The organism is Micromonospora luteifusca (genome assembly GCF_016907275.1).
Lineage (GTDB): Bacteria > Actinomycetota > Actinomycetes > Mycobacteriales > Micromonosporaceae > Micromonospora > Micromonospora luteifusca.
On record NZ_JAFBBP010000001.1, the window covers coordinates 5337420 to 5357904 of the forward strand.

Consider the following 20485-nt stretch of genomic DNA (forward strand, 5'->3'; position numbering starts at 1 on the left):
GACGCCCGGGCAGGGGGATCTAGAGTTGGCGGCCGACGTCGAGTGCTGGGGGCCGGGATGACGATGCGGGACACCGACCGGGCGTTGGTGCAGGCCGCCACAGCGGTCTCCAAACTGCGTTGCCGCAGCCAGAGGCACACCGTCGCGTCGGCCGCCCGGACCGCCGACGGGCGGGTCTTCACGGGCGTGAACGTCCACCACGTCGCCGGAGGTTCCTGCGCCGAACTTGTCGTGATCGGCACCGCCGCGACGCAGGGCGTGGCGGACCTGGAGACGATCGTCACGGTGACCGACCGGGGGCGCGAGGTCGCCGCGCCGTGTGACCCCTGCCAACAGGTGCTGCGGGACCACTTCCCGTCACTGCGGGTGATCGTCGGCGAGATGGACGCCCTGCGGGTGGTCGAGATCGGGGAGTTGCCCGGCTGACGTCAGTCGCCGGTCGCCGCCTCCAGCATCGACGGGGGCATCGGGACACCCTCGAACCGCACGTTGCCCTCCGGCACCATCCAGCTCATCACCTGGACGGCCAGCCGACCGGCACGCACCGCCGGGTCGTTGTGATACAGCTCGCGGGCCGCCTCCGGGTCCACCGAGAGCACCACGAAACCGCGCAGCCGCTCGTCGTCGGCACGCAGGAACGGGCCGGCCGCGAGCACGAGGCCCTGCTCCACCAGACCCGCCTGATGGGCCAGGTGGGCGTCCTGCAACCGGTCGACGGCGTCGAGCGGCAGCTCCGGGACGTCCGCCGGCCGGACCAGGAGTACGACCGTGTGCTGGTCGAAGCGCATGTCCCCACCCTAGGCGCGCTGCCCGCCGCGTGCGGGCGTCCGCCCTGGTCAGCTCCTCCGGGATCGACGAGTGCAAGTTAGGCGACCCTCAGCGGGTCGGCTAAGGTAAGGCGAACCTAAGCGCGAACGTGCAGGAGACTCGTGACCACCCTCGCCACCCGGCCGACCCCGGCCCGCAGTCGGTCCGGCACCCGCACCGGTCGCCGGGTGGCCGTCACCGTCGGGGCCGCACTGGTGCTGCTGCTCGCCGTGCTGGCCAGCTTCGCGCTCGGCAGCCGGCAACTCGGCGTCGACCAGGTCTGGCACGCGCTCGTCGCCCCGGACGGCGGCGATGCGAGCACCATCGTCCGCGAGCTGCGGATGCCGCGTACCGCGCTCGGTCTCGCCGTCGGTCTCGCCCTCGCCGTAGCTGGTGTGTTGTTCCAGGCGCTCACCCGCAACCCCCTCGCCGAGCCCCGCATCCTCGGCATCAGCGCAGGCGCGTCGTTCGGTGTGGTGCTCGCCATCTCCGTGTTCGGCATCGGCACGCTCGCCGGGTACGTCTGGTTCGGCATCGCCGGGGCCCTCATCGCCGGGCTGCTGGTCTTCGCCATCGCCACCCGAGCCCGCGAGGGCGCCAGCCCGGTGACCCTCGCGCTGGTCGGCGCGGCGCTCGACGCCAGCCTGGCCTCCGGGGTGTACGCGCTGCTCAGCATCGACGCCCGCACCTTCGAGGAGTACCGGTTCTGGGTGGTCGGCGGGCTGGCCGGCCGCGACCTGTCGGTCACCGCGCAGGTGTTGCCCTTCGTCCTCGCCGGGCTCGTGCTGGCCGCCCTGGTGGCCCGGGGCCTGGACGCGCTGGCGCTCGGCGACGACGTGGCCCGCGGCCTCGGCCACCGGATCGGCCTGGTCCGCCTCGGGGGCGGCCTCGCCGCTGTGCTGCTGACCGGTGCGGCGGTGGCGGCGGCCGGGCCGGTCGCCTTCGTCGGACTGGCCGTGCCGCACCTGGCGCGTGCCCTGGTCGGCGCGGACCACCGCTGGACCCTCGCCGTCTCCGCCCTGCTCGGACCGGCGCTCCTGCTCGGCGCCGACGTCGTCGGCCGGCTCGTCGCCCCGCCCGGCGAGATACCCGCCGGGATCGTCACCGCCCTGATCGGTGCGCCGCTGCTGGCCGTCCTCGTCCGCCGAGCCCGGGTGGTGACCGCGTGACCACCGCACACCGTCCCTCCGACCCGGCTGGTCCCTCCGACCCGGCTGGTCTGTCCGACGTTGCTGGTTCGTCCGGCGCGGCTGGCTTGTCCGGCGCGGCTGGCTTGTCCGGCGCTGCTGGTTCGTCCGGCGCGGCTGGCTTGTCCGGTGCTGCTGGTTCGTCGGCCTCGGTGCCTACCGCCTCGTCTGGCGGCGGCCAGGCCCCGCTGCCCGGCCAGGCCCCGCTGCCCGGCCAGGCCCCGCTGCCCGGCCGGTCGCTGCTGCGCATCGGCCCGGTCAGCCTGCTGATCCGACGCCGCGCCGTGCTGGTGGCCGCCGCGCTGACCGTGCTGCTCGTCCTGGCCGTCGTGCTCAGCCTCTCGCTGGGCACCCCGTACGTCGCTCCGGCCGACGTGCTGCGCGCCCTCTCCGGTGCCGGCACCCCGTACGACCTGGTTGTCTTTGATCTTCGGTTGCCGCGGGTCGTGTTGGCGGCGGCGGCCGGTGCGGCCTTCGGCGTGGCCGGCACGCTGATCCAGAGTGTGGCCCGCAACCCGCTCGCCAGCCCGGACGTCATCGGCATCACCCAGGGTGCCGGCCTCGCCGCCACCGTGGCCCTGACCAGCGGAATGGCCGCCGTGCTGGTGGCACCCACCGCACTGGTGGGCGGGCTGCTCGCGGCGGTGCTGCTGTTCGCCCTCGGCGCCCGGCACGGGCTGGCGGCACAGCGGTTCGTGCTCGCCGGCGTGGCGGTCGCCTTCGCCTTCCGGGCGCTCACCGAGGTGGTCATGCTCACCGCCGACCCGATCGACGGGCTGCGTGCGCAGATCTGGCTGATCGGCACCCTGGCCGGCAAGGGCTGGACCGAGGCCGCCTGGATCGCCGGCACCCTGCTGGTGCTGCTGCCGGTGTTGGCCTGGGCCGGTTGGGCGCTGAACAGCACCGCCCTGGACGACGACACCGCCCGAGGCGTCGGGCTGCGGCCGGTGGCCCGCCGAATCGGTCTGGCCGGCACCGGCGTCCTCGTCGCCGCGATGGTCACCGCCCAGGTCGGCGCCGTCGACTTCGTGGCGCTGGTCGCCCCCCAGGTGGCCCGTCGGTTGGTACGGACCGAACGGCCACCGCTGGTCTGCTCGGCGCTGCTCGGCGCTCTGCTGCTGGTGCTCGCGGACCTGGCCGGCCGACGGCTGCTCGCACCCACCCAACTGCCCGCCGGCGTACTGACCGCCGCGATCGGCGGCCCGTACCTGATCTTCCTGCTGCTGCGCGGCCGGCGGCGGTCGTCGTGACGCCTTCAAGGAGTTCTGTGATGCTCTCCACCCGCGACCTGGTCGCCGGCTACGACGAGCGGACCGTGCTCGACGGTCTCGACCTGGACCTGCCGACCGACGCGTTCACCGTGATCGTCGGGCCGAACGCGTGCGGCAAGTCCACCCTGCTGCGCACGATGGCCCGGCTGCTCACCCCGCGCCGGGGCACGGTGCTGCTGGACGGCACCTCGATCCGCGACCTGCCGACCCGGGAGGTCGCCCGCCGGCTCGGCGTCCTGCCGCAGAGCCCGCTGGTGCCCGAGGGCGTCACCGTGGCAGACCTGGTCGGCCGCGGCCGGCAGCCCTACCAGCGGTGGTGGCGGCAGTGGTCATCGGAGGACGGCACGGCGGTGGACCAGGCGATGGCCCTGGCCGACGTGACCGACCTGGCCGACCGACCGGTGGACAGCCTCTCCGGCGGTCAGCGGCAGCGGGTGTGGATCGCGATGACGCTCGCCCAGGACACCGACGCCCTGCTGCTGGACGAGCCGACCACCTTCCTCGACCTGGCCCACCAGGTGGAGGTGCTGGACCTCCTGCACCGACTGCGCGTCGAGCGGGGCCGCACCGTCGTCGCCGTGCTGCACGATCTGAACCAGGCCGCCCGCTACGCCGACCACCTGGTCGCGATGCGCGACGGTGCCGTGGTGGCCGCCGGACCACCGCGGGAGATCCTCACCGCCGACCTGGTCCGCGACGTCTTCGGACTGGCCTGCGTCGTCGTGCCCTGCCCGGTGACCGGCGCGCCGCTGGTGGTGCCCGCGTACACGGGGGGCAACTCCGCCCCGGCTGCCGCCCCGGTTGCCGTTGCTGGTGGCTCGGCTGGCGCTGGTGGCCCGGCTGCCGTGGGTGACTCCGACTCGTCGACGGCGTCCGTGCCGGACGCCCGACCCGCCACCGGTGACGCGGCCACCCCGCTCACCGGCTCGTACCCCTCGAAAGGACTCTGATGCGTCGTCTCGTCGCCGCTCTCGCCGCGGCCGTCGCCCTCGGCGTCGGCCTCACCGCCTGCGGTGAGAGCGACCCGGTCGCCGGCTCCACCACCGGGGAGACCCGGGAGATCACCCACGCCATGGGCACCACCAAGGTCCCGGCGGAGCCCAAGCGCGTCGTCGTGCTCGACACCGACAAGATCGACACCGCGCTCTCGCTGGGCGTCACGCCCGTCGGCGCCGCCACCGCCGGTGAGGCCAAGAGCTGGCCGACCTACTTCGGCGCGGACAAGCTCGCCGGCATCAAGGAGGTCGGGGTGCTCGCCGAACCCGACCTGGAGGCGATCAACGCCCTGAAGCCGGACCTCATCCTCGGCAGCAAGTTCCGCCAGGAGAAGTTCTACGACGAGCTTGCCGCCATCGCGCCGACCGTGTTCACCGACAAGGTGGGCATCACCTGGAAGGAGAACTTCCTCCTCGACGGCAAGGCGCTCGGCCGCGAGCAGCAGGCCAAGGACCTGCTCGGCGCGTACGAGAAGCGGGCCAAGGACTTCGGCGCCACCCTCGGCGACGCCGCCGCACGCAAGGTGTCGATCGTGCGGTTCCTGCCCGGCAACATCCGGGTGTACGGCCCGGACTCCTTCTCCGGCATCGTCATCGGCGACACCGGGCTGGGTCGCCCCGAGCGGCAGCTCCTCGCCAACAAGGAGGACAAGCGCTTCGACCTGGTCAGCCCCGAGCGGATCAACGAGGTCGACGGTGACGTCATCTTCGTGACCGCGTACGGCGACAAGGCCGCCGCCGAGCAGACCAAGGTAGCCGGCGGGACCCTCTGGAAGGGCCTCAGCGCCGTCAAGGCCGGCAAGGCGTACCCCGTTGCCGACGAGGTCTGGATGACCGGCATCGGTGTCGGCGCCGCCAACAAGATCCTCGACGACCTGAGCAAGTACCTCCCGGCCGCCTGACAAGCCCCCGCCGCGCCTGCCCGCGCGCGTGCGCTGCGTGCCGGGACATGATCGCGCTCGATCCAGGAAGTAGTGGCTTCCCTCGATGGGGAGGCCACTACTTCCATGTTCGAGCGCGATCACCGACTGGGGGGCGGTCTCTGGAGCGCGATGCCGCTTGGGACGGTCGTCGCTGGAGCGCGACGGTCGCTTGAAGGGTGATCATTGGCGTGAGGGCGAGTGCGATCGGGCTCGTAGGGCGGCCCTGACCTCGACGAGGAAGCCGTCGAAGTCATCCCGGAGGCGCTTGGCGGTCACGTGCAGGACGATCCACTCGCCACCGAGCAGTCGGTTGAGCCGTCGGCGGTCCCGATGGAGTTGCTCGGGGTCGTTGTGCCAGAGCCCGTCATATTCCACCGCGACCTTGAGTTCCGGCCAGGCCAGGTCAAGCCGGGCCACGAACCGGCCCTGGTCGGCTACGACCCACTGCGTTTGGGGCCTGGGCAGGCCGGCGAGCACCAGTCGCACCCGTGTGCGGGACTCCTGGGGTGACTCGGCGCCCGCATCGGCCAGGTCGACCGCACGGAGCAGGGACCGCCAGCCCCGCCGACCGGCCCGGCTCAACGCGTACTCGCGTAAGGCGGACACGTCGGTGTGACGGCTGGCCAGCATGGTGTCGATGACGACCACCGCTTCGACCACGTCGAGCCAACGGGCGAGATCCCAGCAGGTCCGCGCCGGGCTGGTCACCCTGAGCCCTGCCTTGTGCAGCGTGTCGCCGGCATCGACCTCCCCGTGGTGGATCCGAAGGCCGGTGGCAGGCCCGATCCGGGTGCCGCTGGAGACCAGTATGTCGACCGGGTCGCTCGGAGCGGGCGTCGTGCTGCCGTAGAACGCCGCCGCCGAGCGCCCCGCGATGGCCGCTCCGGGTGGGATCAACCAGCGACCGACGGCGGCGCACCTGATCCTGTGTGTGATTCTGACCTGGGCATCGGCGTAGACGTCCCGGAAGAGCGGCTGCCACGCGGAGCTGCGCAGGTCGTTACGGGTCAGCAGACCGCGCGAGATGGCGATCGAGCCACGGAAGACTCGACCGCGCAACTGCGGCGGCCGTCGAGGAGCTTTCGGCATGCGCTCCAGGCTGACCGATCACCCCGGCGCCACGCCGCCCCTGTGGATAACCGCCGACCAGGCTGCGCCGCCGGTACACACCGTTGTCCCCATGATCGCGCTCGAACATGGATGTAGTGGCCTCCCGAGAAGGCGAGGCCACTACATCCTGGATCAAGCGTGATCTTGCCCGGCACCCAGACGGACGGACGGGCGCGGCAGGCGGGGTGGTGCGGGGGCAGTGGGGGTTGTCGGGGGTGGTTAGGCGGCGGTGGACCAGATGGCGCGGAAGGCGGCGGCTTCGCCGGACAGCCAGCGTTCGATCTGGTCGGGCTTGGCGTCGTTGGGCATGCGGTGGGCCTGGCCGCGACGGATGTCGACCAGGATCGGCTCGGCGTGCGGTAGGACCGCGTCCATGTGTCGGGCCATCAGGTGCAGGGTGGCGAGCACCGACTCCTCGCTCGGTGGGGTCTCGTCGAAGTGCAGGCGGATCGCTTCGGCGCGGCCGTCGGCGTGGCGTACGCCGAAGTGGGGGTTGATCTTGACCGGTAGGTCACCCAGCATCGCCAGGGCATCGCGGGTCTGGGCGAGGTCGACGGCTGCCGGATCGCCGAGGGAGTGCAGCCAGGCCGTGGCGCCGGGGACGAGCGCCTGGTAGAGCGGGCGCCATCGTGGCTTGACCACGTCGACCACCCCGGTCAGGTGCGTGCCGCCGGTGTGGAAGGCGATGTCGGCCTTGAGCGCCTTGACGAACTGGCCGTGCGGGTTGAAGCCGGACCTACTGGCGCGCTGCTTGCGCAGCCCGCCCACGAAGGTCGCCTTGGTGGGGCCGGTGCGGTCGACGTAGCGGGTGAAACCGAGCAGTGTGGCGTAGGGGGTGAGGGGCGTGGAGGCGGGCACTGTCACGAGCGTCCTCCCAGGTCAGGAACTCGATTAGTACATACATTCTAATCGACGGGTCTGACATCGCCCAGCGAATCTGGGGTCCGGAGATGTGCGGTTTCCGGAGGGCCTGAGCTGCCGGCCGGCGATCACTCGGCCGGCATTCACTCGGCCGGCACTCACTCCGTGGGTCGAGGTTGTCGTCCGCGCCTCGGCGGTGTCGTCCGAGGCGTACGGCCGGTGTCGGGCGACGGTCGGGGCGGGTCCAGGGTCGTCAGGGCGGCGGTCAGGCGGTCGATGCCGAACGCGAAGGCCTCGTCGAGGTCGCCGCCGAGGTTGAAGGCGCCCGCCAGTTCCATGCTGATGAAGCCGTTTGCCCAGGCGGTGAGCATGCGCGCGGCCGACAGGGCGTGCTCGGGGCCGGCGAGTTCCGCGGCGAGGCGCAGGGCGGGGGCGCTCGCTCGGGTGAGGAGGTCGAGGCTGGGCCTGGTGTCTGCGGGGCCGGTGGCGAAGATCAGGTGGTAGCCCGCAGGTTGGGCGTGGGCGAACGCGCGGAAGGCGTGAGCCAGCTCGGCGAGGTCTCGGCCCGGATCGCCGCTGCCGGCTACGGCGCTGAGCTGCTCGCCGAGGTCGTGCACGGCTGCTTCGGTGACGAGCCGGATGAGGTCGTCGCGGTTGCGGACCCGTTTGTACAGCGAGGGGGCGCGGACGCCGACCCGCTGGGCGACCGCCTGCATGGTCAGGCCCGGAAGCCCTTCGGACTCCAGGATCTGGCGGGCGGCCGCGACGATGTCGGCGAGGGACGTCCGGTCTGGAGTCGGCATGCGGCGTTCCTTCCGGGGTGGCGACGTTCGTCACCCATCATAGCTATGGTCCTTAGGCATCATGGCTATGTATCGTAGCTATCAGAGAACGACATCACCTCGGAGGAAGCCATGAAGCTCGGGCCGCACCTGCACCGCATCGGCAACGACATCGTCGCCGCGTACCTCGTCGAGACCGACGAGGGCGTGACCGTCGTGGACGCCGGCCTCGCCGGTCACTGGCCGGAGCTGCTGGCGGAGCTGTCCGCCATGGGTCGCTCGCTCGCCGACGTCCGAGGTCTGATCCTCACCCACGGCGACACCGACCACATCGGCTTCGCCGAGCGGCTCCGGCGCGACCACGGCGTACCGGTCTACGTGCACGAGGCGGACGCCGCCCGAGCCCGCGGCGAGGTCAAGTCCAAGGCGCCCTTCGGGACCTTCAAGGTGGGTGCCGTTGCCAGCTTCTTGATGTACGCGAGCCGCAAGGGTGGGCTGCGCACGACCTACCTCAGCGAGGTGATCACCGTGCGGGACGGTCAGGTGCTCGACCTGCCCGGCGCTCCGCGCGTCATCGGGATGCCCGGCCACTCGCCGGGCAGTATCGCCGTGCACGTGCCGATCGCCGACGCCGTGTTCGTCGGCGACGCGCTCACCACCCGACACGTGCTGACCGGCCGGTCGGGCCCGCAGCCGGCGCCGTTCACCGACGACCAGGCCCTGGCACTCGCCTCGCTGGCCCGCATCGAGGACCTGCGGGCGACGTGGATCCTCCCCGGCCACGGCACCCCCTGGAACGAGGGTGCCGCTGAGGCGGTGCGCCGGATCAAGGCTGCCGCCCAGGTTGGGTGATGGCGGGCGTCAGAGCTGGCCGACGTCCGTGATCCGGACGACCGCGGCGCCGACCTCGTCGGAGGCCACCAGGTCGATCTCGGCGCTGATGCCCCAGTCGTGGTCGCCGTTGGGGTCGTCGAAGCTCTGCCGGACGGTCCACCGCTCCCGTCCCTGCTCGATCATGAGCAGTGCCGGCCCGCGGGCGTCCGGCCCGACGCCGATCGAGTCGTACTCCTCGAAGTACGGCGTCAAGGCGTCGGCCCACGCGTCGTAGTCCCAGCCGTCCTCGGCGTCCAACTCGGCGAGCAGGTCCCAGCGGCGCAGCGCGGCCAGCTCCACTCGGCGGAACAGCGCGTTGCGCACCAGGACCCGGAAAGCCCGCGCGTTGCGGGTCACCGCGGGCGGCCGGTCGGTCAGGGCGGCGTGCGCCTGGGCGACCTCGGCCACGTCGGACGGGTTGCGCAGCCGCTCCCACTCGTCGATGAGGCTGGAATCGACCTGGCGGACCAGCTCACCCAGCCACTCGATGAGGTCGATCAGCTCCTCGGTCTTGGCGTCCTCGGGCACGGTCTGCCGCAGCGTCTTGTACGCGTCGGCCAGGTAGCGCAGGACGAGGCCCTCCGAGCGGGTCAGTCCGTAGAACTGCACGTACTCGGTGAAGGTCATGGCCCGCTCGTACATGTCGCGGACGACGGCCTTGGGGGAGAGCTGGTGGTCGGCGACCCAGGGGTGGCCCTGCCGGTACATCTCGTACGCGGCCTCCAACAACTCCGCGAGGGGCTTCGGGTGGGTCACCTCGTCGAGCAGTTCGAGGCGTGCCTCGTACTCGATGCCCTCTGCCTTCATCGCGGCGACCGCCTCGCCGCGCGCCTTGAACTGCTGCGCGGACAGGATTTGCCGGGGGTCGTCGAGGATCGACTCGACCACGCTCAGCACGTCGAGCGCGTACGACGGGGACTCCGCGTCGAGCAGCTCGATCGTGGCCAGGGCCAGAGGCGAGAGCGGCTGGTTGAGGGCGAAGTCGAGCTGGAGGTCGACGGTGAGCCGGATCCGTCGGCCGGTCTCGTCCGGCTCGGGCAGCTCCTCGACCACCCCGCCGGCGCGCAGCGCCCGGTAGATGGCGATGGCCCGGCGGATGTGCCGGCGCTGGGCAGCGGGCTCCTCGTGGTTGTCGGTGAGCAGATGCCGCATCGCGGTGAAGGCGTCACCGGGCCGGCCGATGACGTTGAGCAGCATCGAGTGGCTGACCTGGAAGCTGGAGGTCAGCGGCTCCGGCTCGGCATCGACCAACCGGTCGAAGGTGGGCTGGCCCCAGCCGATCGAACCCTCCGGCGGCTTCTTGCGGACCACCTTGCGGCGCTTCTTCGGGTCGTCGCCGGCCTTGGCGAGGGCCTTCTCGTTGTCGATGACGTGCTCGGGGGCCTGCACCACGACCCGACCGATGGTGTCGTAACCGGCCCGCCCGGCCCGCCCGGCGATCTGGTGGAACTCCCGGTTCTTGAGCAGCCGGGTACGGACCCCGTCGTACTTGGACAGGCCGGTGAACAGCACGGTGCGGATCGGCACGTTGATGCCGACGCCGAGGGTGTCGGTGCCGCAGATGACCTTCAGGAGGCCGGCCTGGGCGAGGGTTTCGACCAGTCGGCGGTACTTGGGCAGCATGCCGGCGTGGTGCACGCCGATGCCGTGCCGGACCAGCCGGGACAGCGTCTTGCCGAAGCCGGACGTGAACCGGAAACCACCGATCGCCTCGGCGATCATGTCCTTCTCGGCGCGGCTGGAGACGTTGACGCTCATCAGCGCCTGGGCGCGTTCCAGCGCGGCGGCCTGGGTGAAGTGCACCACGTACACCGGGGCCTGCTTGGTCTCCAGCAGTTCCTCGAGCGTCTCGTGCATCGGCGTCATCGCGTACGAGAAGATCAGCGGAACCGGCCGCTCCGCCGAGCGCACGACGGCGGTCGGCCGCCCGGTACGCCGGGTCAGGTCGTCGACGAACCGGGTCGTGTCCCCCAGGGTGGCGGACATCAGGATGAACTGGGCCTGCGGCAGCTCGATGATCGGCACCTGCCAGGCCCAACCCCGGTCGGGTTCGGCGTAGAAGTGGAACTCGTCCATGACCACCTGACCGACGTCGGCCTTCGCGCCCTCGCGCAGCGCCAGGTTGGCCAGGATCTCCGCGGTGCAGCAGATGATCGGGGCATCGGCGTTGACGCTGGCGTCACCGGTGAGCATGCCGACGTTCTCGGCGCCGAAGACCTCGCAGAGAGCGAAGAACTTCTCCGACACCAGCGCCTTGATCGGCGCGGTGTAGAAGGTCGTCCGGCTGTCTGCGAGGGCCGCGAAGTGCGCGGCGATCGCCACCAGGCTCTTACCCGAGCCGGTGGGTGTGTTCATGATCAGGTTGGCGCCGGAGACGATCTCGATGACCGCCTCCTCCTGATGGGGGTAGAGGTCGAGGCCGCGCTCCTTCGCCCAACTGGCGAACGCGTCGAAGAGGGTGTCGGGGTCGGCGCTTGTCGGCAGCGCGGCGGTGAGCGTCATAGCCTGTCCATGGTGCCTGGATCATGCCCCCGCGCGCCAACCCGGCCGCCGCCGGACTCCCGATCGGGTGTCCCGGACCGCCATCCGGCCGGACCGGACGCCCCGCCGGACCGCTGTCCGGGTGTCCCGGACGCCGCGCTGGTCACCGTCGGCGGTAGAGCAGGTCGACGACCGGACGGCCGGCCGTGATCGCCCGCCGCTCGAACTTCGTCACCGGGCGGTGCGCCGGACGCGGCGCGAAGCCGCCGTACGCGTCCACCAGCCCCGGGTCCGCCTCCAGGGTCTCCCGCATCGCCTCGGCGTACTCGGCCCAGTCGGTCGCGCAGTGCAGCGTGCCGCCGGGCCGCAACCGGGACCGCAGCAGCGCCACGTGCCCCGGCTGGATGATCCGCCGCTTGTGGTGCCGGGCCTTCGGCCACGGGTCTGGAAAGAACACGTGCACAGCGTCCAGCGAATCTTCGGGCAAGCCGCTGACCAGGGACAACGCGTCGCCCTGGCCCACCCGCACATTCCTCAGGCCGTGCCGGTCCACCAGGTCGAGCAGGTTGGCGATTCCCGGCGTGTGCACCTCGACCGCCAGATAATCTCGATCCGGGTCGGCAGCAGCCATCGCCGCGGTGCTGTCGCCCATGCCCGAACCGATCTCCAACACCACCGGCGCCCGGCGACCGAACAGGTCGGCCAGGTCGACGGGCACGACCGGTCCGTCCGGCACATCCAGGCCGTACGCGGGCCAGAGCCGGTTCAGCGCGTCGGTCTGCCGGTCGCTCATCCGACCCCGTCGGGGGTGGAACGTGCGGATCGTCCAGCTCGCGGGCGGGACGGCGGGGTCATGGTCGATGGCGGTCACAGCGACCCGAGCGTACGCGACGCCGCCAGCGAATCGGATGTGATGTGCGACCGGAAATGAGAGGATCCAACTGGTACGGCAGGTCGGTTGCTCCACTGCCCGACTCGGCCGCACGGCGTCGAGAGGGGGCATCGTGACAGTGACCCGCAGCGGCGTGATCCTGTCGGTGGTGACCATGCTCACCGTTCCCCTGCTGGCCGCCGCCCCCGCGTTTGCCGCGCCGGTGGCAGCGTTGCCATCCGGCGGTGTCGTGCGTTCGACGCCCGGCACCCTTGAGCACGTCGTTGCCGCGCCCGCGCCGCAGCCCGAAGGTCCCCCCGGTGGCACGGCGCCCCAACCGGCGCCGCCCGTGGACGTCTTCGTCGAGGTGAGCCCCAGCACGGTGCAGCCCGGCTATCTGGTCGGGATCCGGGCCAGTTGTCGGGACAACTTGGTGGGCGCCACCGTCGTCTCCGACGCTTTCGGCGCGGTCGGGGTGCAGCCGCAGCGCGGGGTGCTCACCGCCGCGCCGATGGTGCGCGAACGCACGCGTCCCGGCAATTACCGGGTCAAGCTGGAGTGCCGCGACGGCGAGACCGCGTCAACCATGCTCCAGGTGGTCAAGAAGATCCCGGCCCAGCCCAGTCGTGGTCCGGCCACCGGCTTCGGTGGGGGCGCCGGCGGGATGACCGACAACCTGCTGCTGCCCGGCGGCGCGGCGCTGACCATCACCGGGTTGATCGTCGCCGTGGTGGCGCTGCGCCGGCCACGTCCCGTCCGTGGCGCTGCGCGGCACTGAACCCGTCATGGAGATCTTCCGCCCGTCGCCGCCGGCCGGTTCCCGCCAGCCCCGCCCGTCCCGCTCCTCGCCTCCGCCTGGTGCTCGCCCGCCCGCTGGTGCCCGCCCGCCGGTCTCCGATCGCCCACGGATGGACGACCGCTGGTCGCCGGACGACCGCCCGCCGGCGGACGACCGCTGGTCGCCGGACGACCGCCCACCGGCGGACGACCGCTGGTCGCCGGACGACCGGCCGCGGGTCTCCGAGCGCCCGGCGGTGGCTGCTCGCCCGCCGACCGCCGTGACGCCTCGGCGTAGCCGTCCGCCCGGCCGCAGCCCCTGGTCGGTGCCGCTGGCCGTGGTGCTGGTGCTGGCCGGGGTCTTCGCGACCGGGGCGGGGCTGGGTCGCTCGGTCGGCCCGTTCGACCTGGCCCCGGCCGGCGGTGACCGGCCGGCCCGCAGCGAGTCGGTCGGGTTGTCGGCGAGCCGGCCGGTGCGCCTCTCGGTCCCGGCGATCAAGGTCAGCGCGCCGGTGGCGCCCGTCGGGCAGGCACGGGACGGCTCGATCGCCGTACCGCCGCTGGAACGGCACAACGAGACCGGCTGGTATGACCGTGGGCCGACGCCGGGTGAGCCTGGCCCGGCGGTGATCGTCGGGCACGTGGACACCAAGACCGGCCCGTCGGTCTTCTACGACCTGGGCAAGCTGCACCCCGGCGACCTGATCGAAGTGGCCCGGGCGGACGAGTCGGTGGTGGTGTTCCGGGTCGACACCGTCGAGCACTTCCCGAAGGACCAACTACCCGCCGAGCGGATCTACGGCCACGACGGGCCGCCCGGGCTGCGGCTGATCACCTGCGGCGGGCAGTTCATCGGTGGCCGCACCGGCTACGCCGACAACGTCATCGCCTTCGCCACCCTGCAGTCCTCCCGCAAACCCTGACGCGACCACGCCCGGCCGTCGAGCCCGCCCGGCCGTCGAGCCCGCCCGGCCGTCGAGCCCGCCCGACCGTCGACCCCGCCCGACCGTCGACCCCGCATGATCCACACGGTGTCGGCGATGTGGGGGTGTCCCGCCGACTCGGACACCCCGATGTCGCCGATCTGGAGTGGATCAACCGGCGGAGTCCGCAGGCCCGGCGTCAGCTCAGGAAGTCCAGGAGTTGCCGGAGGGTCTGCTCCGGCGCCTCTTCCGGAATGAAGTGCCCCACCGGGACCGGCTCGCCGCGCACGTCATCGGCCCACTCCCGCCAGATCGCGAGCGGGTCGTCGTAGAGCTTCGCGACCTGGCCGTGTTGACTCCAGAGGAACAGCACCGGGCAGGCGATCTTCCGGTGACCTCGATCCGCCTCGTCCTGCTGGTAGTCCAACGTCGCGGCCGCGCGGAACTCCTCGCAGATCGCGTGGACCGTCGCGGGGTCGCTGAACTGCCTGACGTACGCCGCCCGCACCTCGGGCGGGAAGGCGTCCTTCACCTCGGGCCAGGTGTCGAGCATGAAGTCGACGAGCACCGCGGGAGCCGCGTCGATGAACCGTTCGGGCACCGGCGCCGGCGCCGCCAGGAAGGACCAGACCCAGTAGGAGAGGCTGAACGTCTTGTCGGCGCGGTTGTAGACGTCGCCGATGGGAACGACGTCCATGACGGCGAGCCGGGTGACAGCGTCGGGTTCGTCCAGCGCGAGACGGTACGCGCAGCGGGCTCCGCGGTCGTGGCCGACGAGTCGGAACTGCTCGTGGCCCAGACTCCGCATCACCTCGACCTGGTCGCGGGCGATGGCTCGCATGCTGTACGGCTCGTGATCCGCGGTGCTCGGCGGTGTGCCGCTGTCGCCCCAGCCGCGCAGGTCGGTGGCGACGACTGTGAAGTTCTCGGCAAGCTGTGGCGCGATGTGATGCCACATGAGATGCGTCTCGGGGATGCCGTGCAGGAGCAGAACGGGAGGCCCGCTTCCGCCGCGGCGTCCGTGGATCGTCGCGCCGGAGGTGTCGATGTCGAATTCCTCGAACCCGTCGAACATGGCCGGAAATCCCCTCGCAACGCCCCGGGACGGCCGGTGCCACGGCTCGTCACGGCAGGGGCGACCGGTGGCCGGCTACCGCACTGGCCATCCCGAAGCTATCAGCGGAGAAGTCGGGATTGAACCGATTCCCGCCATTGGCCGCGGTGCGGGATCCTCGACCCTGGAGACACCGGCTAGGGCTGGGGCACGTGCAGCGCCACCTCGAACTCCAGGAGGCTGGCACCGCTGGAGACCGGGGGACGTGGCTTCTCGCCGGGGGCGGTCGCGTGGGCCGCGCGCGACGGGCCGGCGGCCCACGCCTGGTACGCCTCCTCGCTCTCCCACTTCGTGTACACGAAGTAGCGGGTCTCTCCGGCCACCGGACGGAGCAGTTCGAAGCCGAGGAAGCCGGGGGAGTTTTCCACCGTGCCGGCTCGGGCGGCGAACCGCTTCTCCAACTCCGCGCCGCTGCCGGGTGGGACCTCGATTGCGTTGATCTTCACGACTGCCATCTGCCCACCCTAGCCACCCTGCACCGCACCAGAACGACAGAGCGGGTTCAGAACGCCTCGACCACCGGCACCAGTTCCGCGTCGACCACGATCGGCGCATGGTCGGAGGGGCCTTTGCCCTTACGGGCCTCCCGGTCCACGTACGCCGACTTGACCGTCCGAGCGAACGGCGCGGACGCGTACACCAGGTCGATTCGCATGCCCTTGTTCTGGTGGAACATCCCGGCCCGGTAGTCCCAGTAGGTGAAGGGGTGTGGCCCCTTCATCGGGGTGGGTACGACGTCGCTGAGGCCCAGGTCGCGCAGCGCGGCGAGGGCCGCCCGCTCGGCGGGGGTGACGTGCGTGGAGTGGGTGAAGACCGCCGGGTCCCAGACGTCGGCGTCGGTCGGGGCGACGTTGAAGTCGCCGCAGACCGCCAGCGGGATTCCGCCGGCCAGCTCCGCGTCCAACGCGTCGCGCAGCGCTGCGAACCAGGCCAACTTGTACGCGTAGTGCGGGTCTTCCGGCGTCCGCCCGTTGGGCACGTACACCGACCAGACCCGCACCCCGCCGCAGGTGGCGGAGATGGCGCGGGCCTCCGGGTCGGGGAAGCCGGGCTCCCCCGCGAACCCGACCCGGACGTCGTCCAGCCCGACCCGGGACAGGATGGCGACGCCGTTCCACCGGCCGTCGCTGTGGCTGGCCACGGTGTAGCCCAGCGCGCCCACCTCGCTCACCGGGAAGGCGCCGTCCGGGCATTTCGTCTCTTGCAGGCAGACGACGTCCGGCCCGGTGTCGGCCAGCCACTCCAGCAGTCGGGGGAGGCGGGCCTTCACCGAGTTGACGTTCCAGGTCGCCAGGCGCATGCCCCCAGCCTGCCGCATCCGTCCCCGGTACGCCCGGTCAGCTGCCCGGGGTGTCGCCGGGTCGCGTCTGTTCGGCCAGGAACCGCTCCAGCTCCGCGCCGAGTTCGTCGGCCGTGGGCAGCGGCCCGGCGTCCGGGGCGAGCAGACTCTTCTCGCCCCGACCTCGGGCGAACGCGTCGTACTGCTCCTCCAGGGCCTGGACCAGGGCTGCGGCGTCCTCGGTCTGGGCGACCTGGCGGTCGATCTCCACCCGCACCACCTCGGCGGCCGAGCGCAGCCCGTCGCCGGGCAACAGCAGCCCGGTGCTGCGTGACACCGAGCTGAGCAGCACCTCGGCGGCGGCCGGGTACTCGGTCTGCGCCACGTAGTGCGGCACGTGGGCGGCGAAGCCCAGCGCGTCGCGGCCCTGCTCGCCGAGGCGGAACTCCAACAGGTGACCGACGCTTCCGGGCACCTGGACGCGTTGCAGCCAGGGCTCGTACCCGCCGATCAGTTCGGGACGGGTCGCGTGCGCGGTCACCCCGGTCGGCCGGGTGTGCGGCACCGCCATCGGGATCGAGTTGAGCCCCACGGTGAGCCGAACGTCCAGGCGGGCGGCCAGCCCGGCGACGGCGGCCACGAATCGCTCCCACTGCAGGTCCGGCTCGGGGCCGGTGAGCAGCAGGAACGAGGTTTCGTCGTCGTCCTGTAGGAGGTGCAGCTCCAGCTTGGGCGCGTCGACGCTCTCCCAGTGGTCCTCGACGAAGGTCATCACCGGTCGTCGTGACCGGTAGTCGAAGAGCTGGTCGACGTCGAAGGTGGCGATCGGCCGTCCCTCCAGCGAGGTGAGCAGCTGCTCGCGCGCCAGCCGGCTGGCGTTGCCGGCGTCCACGAACCCGGTGAGGGCCTGGATCAGGACCGGTTGCCCGAGGTCGGGCAGATCTTCGGTGAGCTGGTAGAGCTCGTGTGGGTCGAGCACCGGTGCGGACCTCCCTGAAATGTGCCTGCCGGGTGCCGTCGCGACGGAGGGCACCCGTTCGGGCAACGTACCCGCCATCCTGGTGCATTCCTGCGTCGGGCGATCCGTCGCCCGGGGGATGGGTGTGACCGGACCAATCACCCGATTGCGCCGCCAGGCCGGTCCGGTCCACCAGTCGGCGGAGGGTCGAGTCAGCCTAAAGGCCGAGTTTGTCGATCATGTGATGGCTGGTGGACAAATGCCCTTCGTTGTCGGCGTCCGTCCCGGTCCGCGTGCGACGCCAGCTTGATCCGGTACGCGAGGTACGTTCCTCGGGTGCGTCGACCGGCCCAGGTCGTCCACCAGCATGGGCCCGATCTGTGGCGAGCGCCACGTGATCACCGTGCGTGATCAGGGTTTGCCCCTGCCTAGCCTCGGTTGATGCGTGACGACGGCACCCTCGACGACCCGTATGCCCCGAGCAGCCCGACCGCCGATACGGAGGATGGCACCTCAGCCGAACGGACAACCGCCGCGAGTCGGCTCCGGGCGTACGTCCGGGACCTGACCGGTCGACGCCGGGCCCACCTGGCGCTGGCCACCGGTGTGGTCTGCTGCCTCGGTCTGGCCGCCGTCGCGCAGGTCTGCGACGAGAAGCCCGGTGCGGCGAACCGAGGTGGCCCGCTCGCCAGCTCCGAGCTGGCGCAGCGCGCCGAGCAGCAGAGCGCCGCCTCCCGTGGTCTCGATCGTGCCGCTGCCCCGACCATGTCCGCTGCCGCCCCGTCGGCTCCGGCGACCCCCGGCGACCCGGACACCACTGCGGCGGCCCGCAAGGCCGCCCCGGCCCGCCCGACCGACCCGGCGCCCGTCGCCGGGCTGGACGAGGACCAGATGGAGAACGCCGAGGCGATCGTCCGCGCGGGCCGCAAGATGGGGGTGCCCCGCCGCGGCCTGGTGATCGCGGTCGCCACCGCCATGCAGGAGAGCAACCTCTACAACGTGGCCAGTGGCGTGCTGCCCGAGTCACAGGACTACCCGCACCAGGGCGTCGGCTGGGACCACGACTCCGTCGGGTTGTTCCAGCAGCGTTCCAGCAGCGGCTGGGGCCCGGTGGGTCGGTTGATGGACCCGGAGTTCGCCACGCGGCAGTTCCTCAGCGCGCTGGAGAAGGTGCCCGGTTGGGAACACATGCGGCTCACCGACGCCGCCCAGGCGGTGCAGGTCTCCGCGTACCCCGAGTACTACCAGCAGCACGAGTGGCGGGCCACCAGGGTCGTCGACGCCATCGTGCCGGCGGGGCGGTAACGTACCGCCCACTATGGACGGTCAGGGTTGAGGCTGTCGCATCCCGGGTACATGTGTTGCGGGTTCGGGGTACACATGAACAGAGGGATCATCGACAGGAGGACGCCATGTCACTGATGCAGCGAATCACCACGTTCCTGAGATCACCAAAGGGGCAGCAGCTGGTCGAGCGAGGTCGTCGGGAGATGGCCAAGCCCGGCAACCAGCAGAAGCTCAAGGGGTTGGCGGCCCGGCTGTCCAACCGCCGCCGCTGACACGCTTCATCGGCCACCCTGTCCGCCGTTCCCACCCTGGGGAGACCCGGTGAACGACACCCCACCCGCCCCCGCTCCCCAACCGTCCGCCAACCCGCCAGCCGGGCCGACGGACGCCCCCGAGGGTCCGCCGGCCCGGCTCTGGGACCGGATGCGCGACGACCCGCAGTACGCCCCGGAGCACCTCGCCCTGGAGGCGGTGCGCCGACTCGGGCCGGAAGCCGTGCAGTGGGCCGGCCGGGCCCGATCCGAGCAGCCCGGGGTGTCGGCCGACGTCCTGGCCGACCAGGCGGCCCGTAAGTTCATCAACCTGGCCCGTCTGTCCGGCGCGGTCTCCGGAGCGGCCGGGCTGCCCGGCGCCGTGATCGACGTGGGCGTGCTGGCCTGGACCCAGGCACGGATGGTGCTGCACATCGCCGCCGCGTACGACGTCGACCCGCTGCACAGTGACCGGGCCACCGACCTGCTGGTGCTCCAGCGAGTGCACAAGGTCGCCGAGAGCGCCCGACTGGCGCTCGGCGTGGCTGCCGGCCGGGAACGCGCCGACGCGCTCTTCGGCCTGGGCGGCCAGCGCCCGCTCGGTCGGGTGATGCTGCAACTCGGCGTGCGGCTGGCCCAGATGGCCGGTGTCCGGGCCGCCAAGCGGATCGTCGCCAAGATCGTCCCGGGCGCGGCCATCGTGCTCGGCACCTGGGCCAACTCGTCGGCTACGAAGGACCTCGCGCAACGTTCCCGGGCGCTCTACCGCGCACGAGGCACCGCCGTCCCGGAGCCCCGCCAACCCTGACGGCCCTCTGCGGGACGGTCAGTTGGCCAGGCCGGAGGCGCGCCAGGTCACCTCGGCGATCCGGCCCTGGCCGGTGGCGTTGGGGTGGAACCAGTCCAACGGGTTGAGCAGGTCCAGGGTGAACCGGACCTTGTGCACCGCGCCGCCGTCGTGCCGGCAGCGTGAGCCGTACGCCCGGCAGGCCGCCACCAACTCGGCGTTGTACGCGTCGATCCGGTCCCGGACGGCGGCCCGGCGCGCCCGGTCGGCGGGCGCCGTCGAGATCGCCTCGGCCAGCAGGGCCGGGCAGATGCCCCGTCGCCACACGCGTACCGCCCGTGCGTCGTCGTGCCCGACCTCCCAGAGCCGGTACAGGTCGGGAATGCTCACCACCAGCACCCGGGCCTTCGGTCGGCCGGTCCGTAACACCCGGAGGCCCCGGTCCACGTCGGCCCGGAACTGGGCCACCGGCGTCATCGCGTCCACCCCGCCCCGGCAGACGTCGTTGGCGCCGATCAGCACCGTGACGTAGTCGGGGCGGTCGCGTACCGCTGCCTTGGCCTGACCCTCCAGGGCGTCCGCGCGGGCGCCGGAGCGGGCGTGGTTGTACGTGCGGTCGCGGATGGCCGAATTCTGTTCGAGTAGCCGCCGGTAGTGGCTCTGCACCCGCAGGCCGTCCCCGGTCGACCAGGAGTTGCGCTCGCAGGCGGTGAGCACCAGGCAGGAGGCGAAGCCGGTGCTGATCGAGTCGCCGAGCGCGGCGATGCCGCCCGGCCCGCTCGACGGCGGGTTGCTCTTGGTGGGGCGGGGTGTCGCGGAGGTGCCTCCCTCGCAGGCCAGCGCGACCAGCGCCGCGAGACAGGCCAGGGCGGTGACCCACCGTCGAGGCATGACATCCCCCGTTCCGCAGCACAGAGCGACAGCGCGGTAACTCTATGCGTAGGACCA

Annotated in this window: 22 protein-coding genes; 11 read left to right on the forward strand and 11 right to left on the reverse strand. The window is 71.9% G+C overall.

All coding sequences use genetic code 11. The annotated features are described in order from the left end of the window. The first annotated feature begins 57 nt into the window (after positions 1 to 57). The gene (locus JOD64_RS24365; protein WP_204944356.1) at positions 58 to 426 is read left to right on the forward strand and encodes a cytidine/deoxycytidylate deaminase family protein; all 369 of its coding nucleotides are present in this window, start codon (positions 58 to 60) and stop codon (positions 424 to 426) included. A 2-nt stretch (positions 427 to 428) separates the two neighbouring features. Here JOD64_RS24365 and JOD64_RS24370 read toward each other — a convergent pair whose 3' ends face one another. Beyond that, positions 429 to 788, reverse strand: a complete 360-nt coding sequence (locus JOD64_RS24370; RefSeq protein ID WP_204944357.1) for a YciI family protein — start codon at positions 786 to 788, stop codon at positions 429 to 431. Positions 789 to 929: 141 nt separating this feature from the next. Here JOD64_RS24370 and JOD64_RS24375 point away from each other — a divergent pair, with 141 nt between their 5' ends. The 4 genes from JOD64_RS24375 to JOD64_RS24390 are packed head-to-tail and all read left to right on the forward strand — an operon-like array spanning position 930 to position 5162. Further along, positions 930 to 1976 carry a FecCD family ABC transporter permease gene (locus tag JOD64_RS24375; protein WP_204944358.1) on the forward strand — a complete coding sequence of 349 codons (1047 nt, stop codon included), beginning with the start codon at positions 930 to 932 and terminating at the stop codon, positions 1974 to 1976. Then, entirely contained in the window at positions 1973 to 3244 is a 1272-nt protein-coding gene (locus JOD64_RS24380; protein ID WP_307813609.1) for a FecCD family ABC transporter permease, read from the forward strand. Before JOD64_RS24375 ends, JOD64_RS24380 begins: the two co-directional genes overlap by 4 nt. Before the next feature lie 20 nt (positions 3245 to 3264). Continuing rightward, positions 3265 to 4215: an ABC transporter ATP-binding protein gene (locus tag JOD64_RS24385; RefSeq protein ID WP_204944359.1), complete on the forward strand. Its 951-nt coding sequence runs from the start codon at positions 3265 to 3267 to the stop codon at positions 4213 to 4215. After that, positions 4215 to 5162: an ABC transporter substrate-binding protein gene (locus JOD64_RS24390; protein WP_204944360.1), complete on the forward strand. Its 948-nt coding sequence runs from the start codon at positions 4215 to 4217 to the stop codon at positions 5160 to 5162. Before JOD64_RS24385 ends, JOD64_RS24390 begins: the two co-directional genes overlap by 1 nt. Positions 5163 to 5363: 201 nt before the next feature. On the opposite strand, the gene JOD64_RS24395 is transcribed toward JOD64_RS24390, so the two are convergent. The 3 genes from JOD64_RS24395 to JOD64_RS24405 all read right to left on the reverse strand — a co-directional run bounded on the left by JOD64_RS24395 (position 5364) and on the right by JOD64_RS24405 (position 7957). After that, complete coding sequence (locus tag JOD64_RS24395) at positions 5364 to 6272, reverse strand: putative endonuclease domain-containing protein (protein ID WP_204944361.1); 909 nt, start codon at positions 6270 to 6272, stop codon at positions 5364 to 5366. Positions 6273 to 6512: 240 nt separating this feature from the next. Continuing rightward, positions 6513 to 7157, reverse strand: a complete 645-nt coding sequence (locus JOD64_RS24400) for a hypothetical protein (RefSeq protein ID WP_204944362.1) — start codon at positions 7155 to 7157, stop codon at positions 6513 to 6515. Positions 7158 to 7312: 155 nt separating this feature from the next. Then, a complete protein-coding gene (locus JOD64_RS24405) occupies positions 7313 to 7957 on the reverse strand; it encodes a TetR/AcrR family transcriptional regulator (RefSeq protein ID WP_204944363.1) in 645 nt (214 codons plus the stop codon). 111 nt (positions 7958 to 8068) lie between these two features. Between JOD64_RS24405 and JOD64_RS24410 the strand changes: the two genes are divergently transcribed. Continuing rightward, positions 8069 to 8788: an MBL fold metallo-hydrolase gene (locus tag JOD64_RS24410; protein ID WP_204944364.1), complete on the forward strand. Its 720-nt coding sequence runs from the start codon at positions 8069 to 8071 to the stop codon at positions 8786 to 8788. Positions 8789 to 8797: 9 nt separating this feature from the next. On the opposite strand, the gene JOD64_RS24415 is transcribed toward JOD64_RS24410, so the two are convergent. Together JOD64_RS24415 and trmB are read right to left on the reverse strand one after the other, a co-directional pair. Next, positions 8798 to 11311, reverse strand: coding sequence for a DEAD/DEAH box helicase (locus JOD64_RS24415; RefSeq protein ID WP_204944365.1), 2514 nt, complete (start codon positions 11309 to 11311; stop codon positions 8798 to 8800). Positions 11312 to 11453: 142 nt separating this feature from the next. After that, positions 11454 to 12083 (reverse strand): tRNA (guanosine(46)-N7)-methyltransferase TrmB, encoded by a 630-nt coding sequence (trmB, locus tag JOD64_RS24420; protein ID WP_239561647.1) that lies wholly within the window; start codon positions 12081 to 12083, stop codon positions 11454 to 11456. Between the two features lie 208 nt (positions 12084 to 12291). Between trmB and JOD64_RS24425 the strand changes: the two genes are divergently transcribed. Together JOD64_RS24425 and JOD64_RS24430 are read left to right on the forward strand one after the other, a co-directional pair. After that, complete coding sequence (locus JOD64_RS24425) at positions 12292 to 12939, forward strand: hypothetical protein (protein ID WP_204946230.1); 648 nt, start codon at positions 12292 to 12294, stop codon at positions 12937 to 12939. A 130-nt stretch (positions 12940 to 13069) separates the two neighbouring features. Next, entirely contained in the window at positions 13070 to 13861 is a 792-nt protein-coding gene (locus tag JOD64_RS24430; RefSeq protein WP_204944367.1) for a class F sortase, read from the forward strand. Positions 13862 to 14060: 199 nt separating this feature from the next. Here JOD64_RS24430 and JOD64_RS24435 read toward each other — a convergent pair whose 3' ends face one another. The 4 genes from JOD64_RS24435 to JOD64_RS24450 all read right to left on the reverse strand — a co-directional run bounded on the left by JOD64_RS24435 (position 14061) and on the right by JOD64_RS24450 (position 17233). Beyond that, on the reverse strand, positions 14061 to 14936 hold the full coding sequence (locus JOD64_RS24435; RefSeq protein WP_204944368.1) for an alpha/beta fold hydrolase: 876 nt from the start codon (positions 14934 to 14936) through the stop codon (positions 14061 to 14063). A 176-nt stretch (positions 14937 to 15112) separates the two neighbouring features. Next, complete coding sequence (locus JOD64_RS24440; protein WP_204944369.1) at positions 15113 to 15430, reverse strand: antibiotic biosynthesis monooxygenase family protein; 318 nt, start codon at positions 15428 to 15430, stop codon at positions 15113 to 15115. 47 nt (positions 15431 to 15477) lie between these two features. Then, positions 15478 to 16275, reverse strand: a complete 798-nt coding sequence (locus JOD64_RS24445; protein ID WP_204944370.1) for an exodeoxyribonuclease III — start codon at positions 16273 to 16275, stop codon at positions 15478 to 15480. Between the two features lie 37 nt (positions 16276 to 16312). Further along, positions 16313 to 17233, reverse strand: coding sequence for a proteasome assembly chaperone family protein (locus tag JOD64_RS24450; RefSeq protein ID WP_204944371.1), 921 nt, complete (start codon positions 17231 to 17233; stop codon positions 16313 to 16315). A 420-nt stretch (positions 17234 to 17653) separates the two neighbouring features. Between JOD64_RS24450 and JOD64_RS24455 the strand changes: the two genes are divergently transcribed. The 3 genes from JOD64_RS24455 to JOD64_RS24465 all read left to right on the forward strand — a co-directional run bounded on the left by JOD64_RS24455 (position 17654) and on the right by JOD64_RS24465 (position 19558). After that, positions 17654 to 18517 (forward strand): peptidase M23, encoded by an 864-nt coding sequence (locus JOD64_RS24455; RefSeq protein WP_204944372.1) that lies wholly within the window; start codon positions 17654 to 17656, stop codon positions 18515 to 18517. A 107-nt stretch (positions 18518 to 18624) separates the two neighbouring features. After that, complete coding sequence (locus JOD64_RS24460) at positions 18625 to 18771, forward strand: hypothetical protein (RefSeq protein ID WP_167457721.1); 147 nt, start codon at positions 18625 to 18627, stop codon at positions 18769 to 18771. Between the two features lie 49 nt (positions 18772 to 18820). Further along, the gene (locus JOD64_RS24465; protein WP_204944373.1) at positions 18821 to 19558 is read left to right on the forward strand and encodes an EcsC family protein; all 738 of its coding nucleotides are present in this window, start codon (positions 18821 to 18823) and stop codon (positions 19556 to 19558) included. Positions 19559 to 19576: 18 nt separating this feature from the next. Here the strand turns inward: JOD64_RS24465 and JOD64_RS24470 are convergent, their stop codons facing one another. Further along, positions 19577 to 20428 carry a GDSL-type esterase/lipase family protein gene (locus JOD64_RS24470; protein WP_204944374.1) on the reverse strand — a complete coding sequence of 284 codons (852 nt, stop codon included), beginning with the start codon at positions 20426 to 20428 and terminating at the stop codon, positions 19577 to 19579. Positions 20429 to 20485 lie beyond the last annotated feature (57 nt).

Coding starts and splice junctions, on each gene's coding strand:
- JOD64_RS24365 (WP_204944356.1), top strand. CDS start 58: ATGACGATGCGGGACACCGACCGGGCGTTGGTGCAGGCCGCCACAGCG.
- JOD64_RS24370 (WP_204944357.1), bottom strand. CDS start 788: ATGCGCTTCGACCAGCACACGGTCGTACTCCTGGTCCGGCCGGCGGAC.
- JOD64_RS24385 (WP_204944359.1), top strand. CDS start 3,265: ATGCTCTCCACCCGCGACCTGGTCGCCGGCTACGACGAGCGGACCGTG.
- JOD64_RS24390 (WP_204944360.1), top strand. CDS start 4,215: ATGCGTCGTCTCGTCGCCGCTCTCGCCGCGGCCGTCGCCCTCGGCGTC.
- JOD64_RS24395 (WP_204944361.1), bottom strand. CDS start 6,272: ATGCCGAAAGCTCCTCGACGGCCGCCGCAGTTGCGCGGTCGAGTCTTC.
- JOD64_RS24405 (WP_204944363.1), bottom strand. CDS start 7,957: ATGCCGACTCCAGACCGGACGTCCCTCGCCGACATCGTCGCGGCCGCC.
- JOD64_RS24410 (WP_204944364.1), top strand. CDS start 8,069: ATGAAGCTCGGGCCGCACCTGCACCGCATCGGCAACGACATCGTCGCC.
- JOD64_RS24415 (WP_204944365.1), bottom strand. CDS start 11,311: ATGACGCTCACCGCCGCGCTGCCGACAAGCGCCGACCCCGACACCCTC.
- trmB (WP_239561647.1), bottom strand. CDS start 12,083: ATGAGCGACCGGCAGACCGACGCGCTGAACCGGCTCTGGCCCGCGTAC.
- JOD64_RS24430 (WP_204944367.1), top strand. CDS start 13,070: ATGGACGACCGCTGGTCGCCGGACGACCGCCCGCCGGCGGACGACCGC.
- JOD64_RS24435 (WP_204944368.1), bottom strand. CDS start 14,936: ATGTTCGACGGGTTCGAGGAATTCGACATCGACACCTCCGGCGCGACG.
- JOD64_RS24440 (WP_204944369.1), bottom strand. CDS start 15,430: ATGGCAGTCGTGAAGATCAACGCAATCGAGGTCCCACCCGGCAGCGGC.
- JOD64_RS24445 (WP_204944370.1), bottom strand. CDS start 16,275: ATGCGCCTGGCGACCTGGAACGTCAACTCGGTGAAGGCCCGCCTCCCC.
- JOD64_RS24455 (WP_204944372.1), top strand. CDS start 17,654: ATGCGTGACGACGGCACCCTCGACGACCCGTATGCCCCGAGCAGCCCG.
- JOD64_RS24460 (WP_167457721.1), top strand. CDS start 18,625: ATGTCACTGATGCAGCGAATCACCACGTTCCTGAGATCACCAAAGGGG.
- JOD64_RS24470 (WP_204944374.1), bottom strand. CDS start 20,428: ATGCCTCGACGGTGGGTCACCGCCCTGGCCTGTCTCGCGGCGCTGGTC.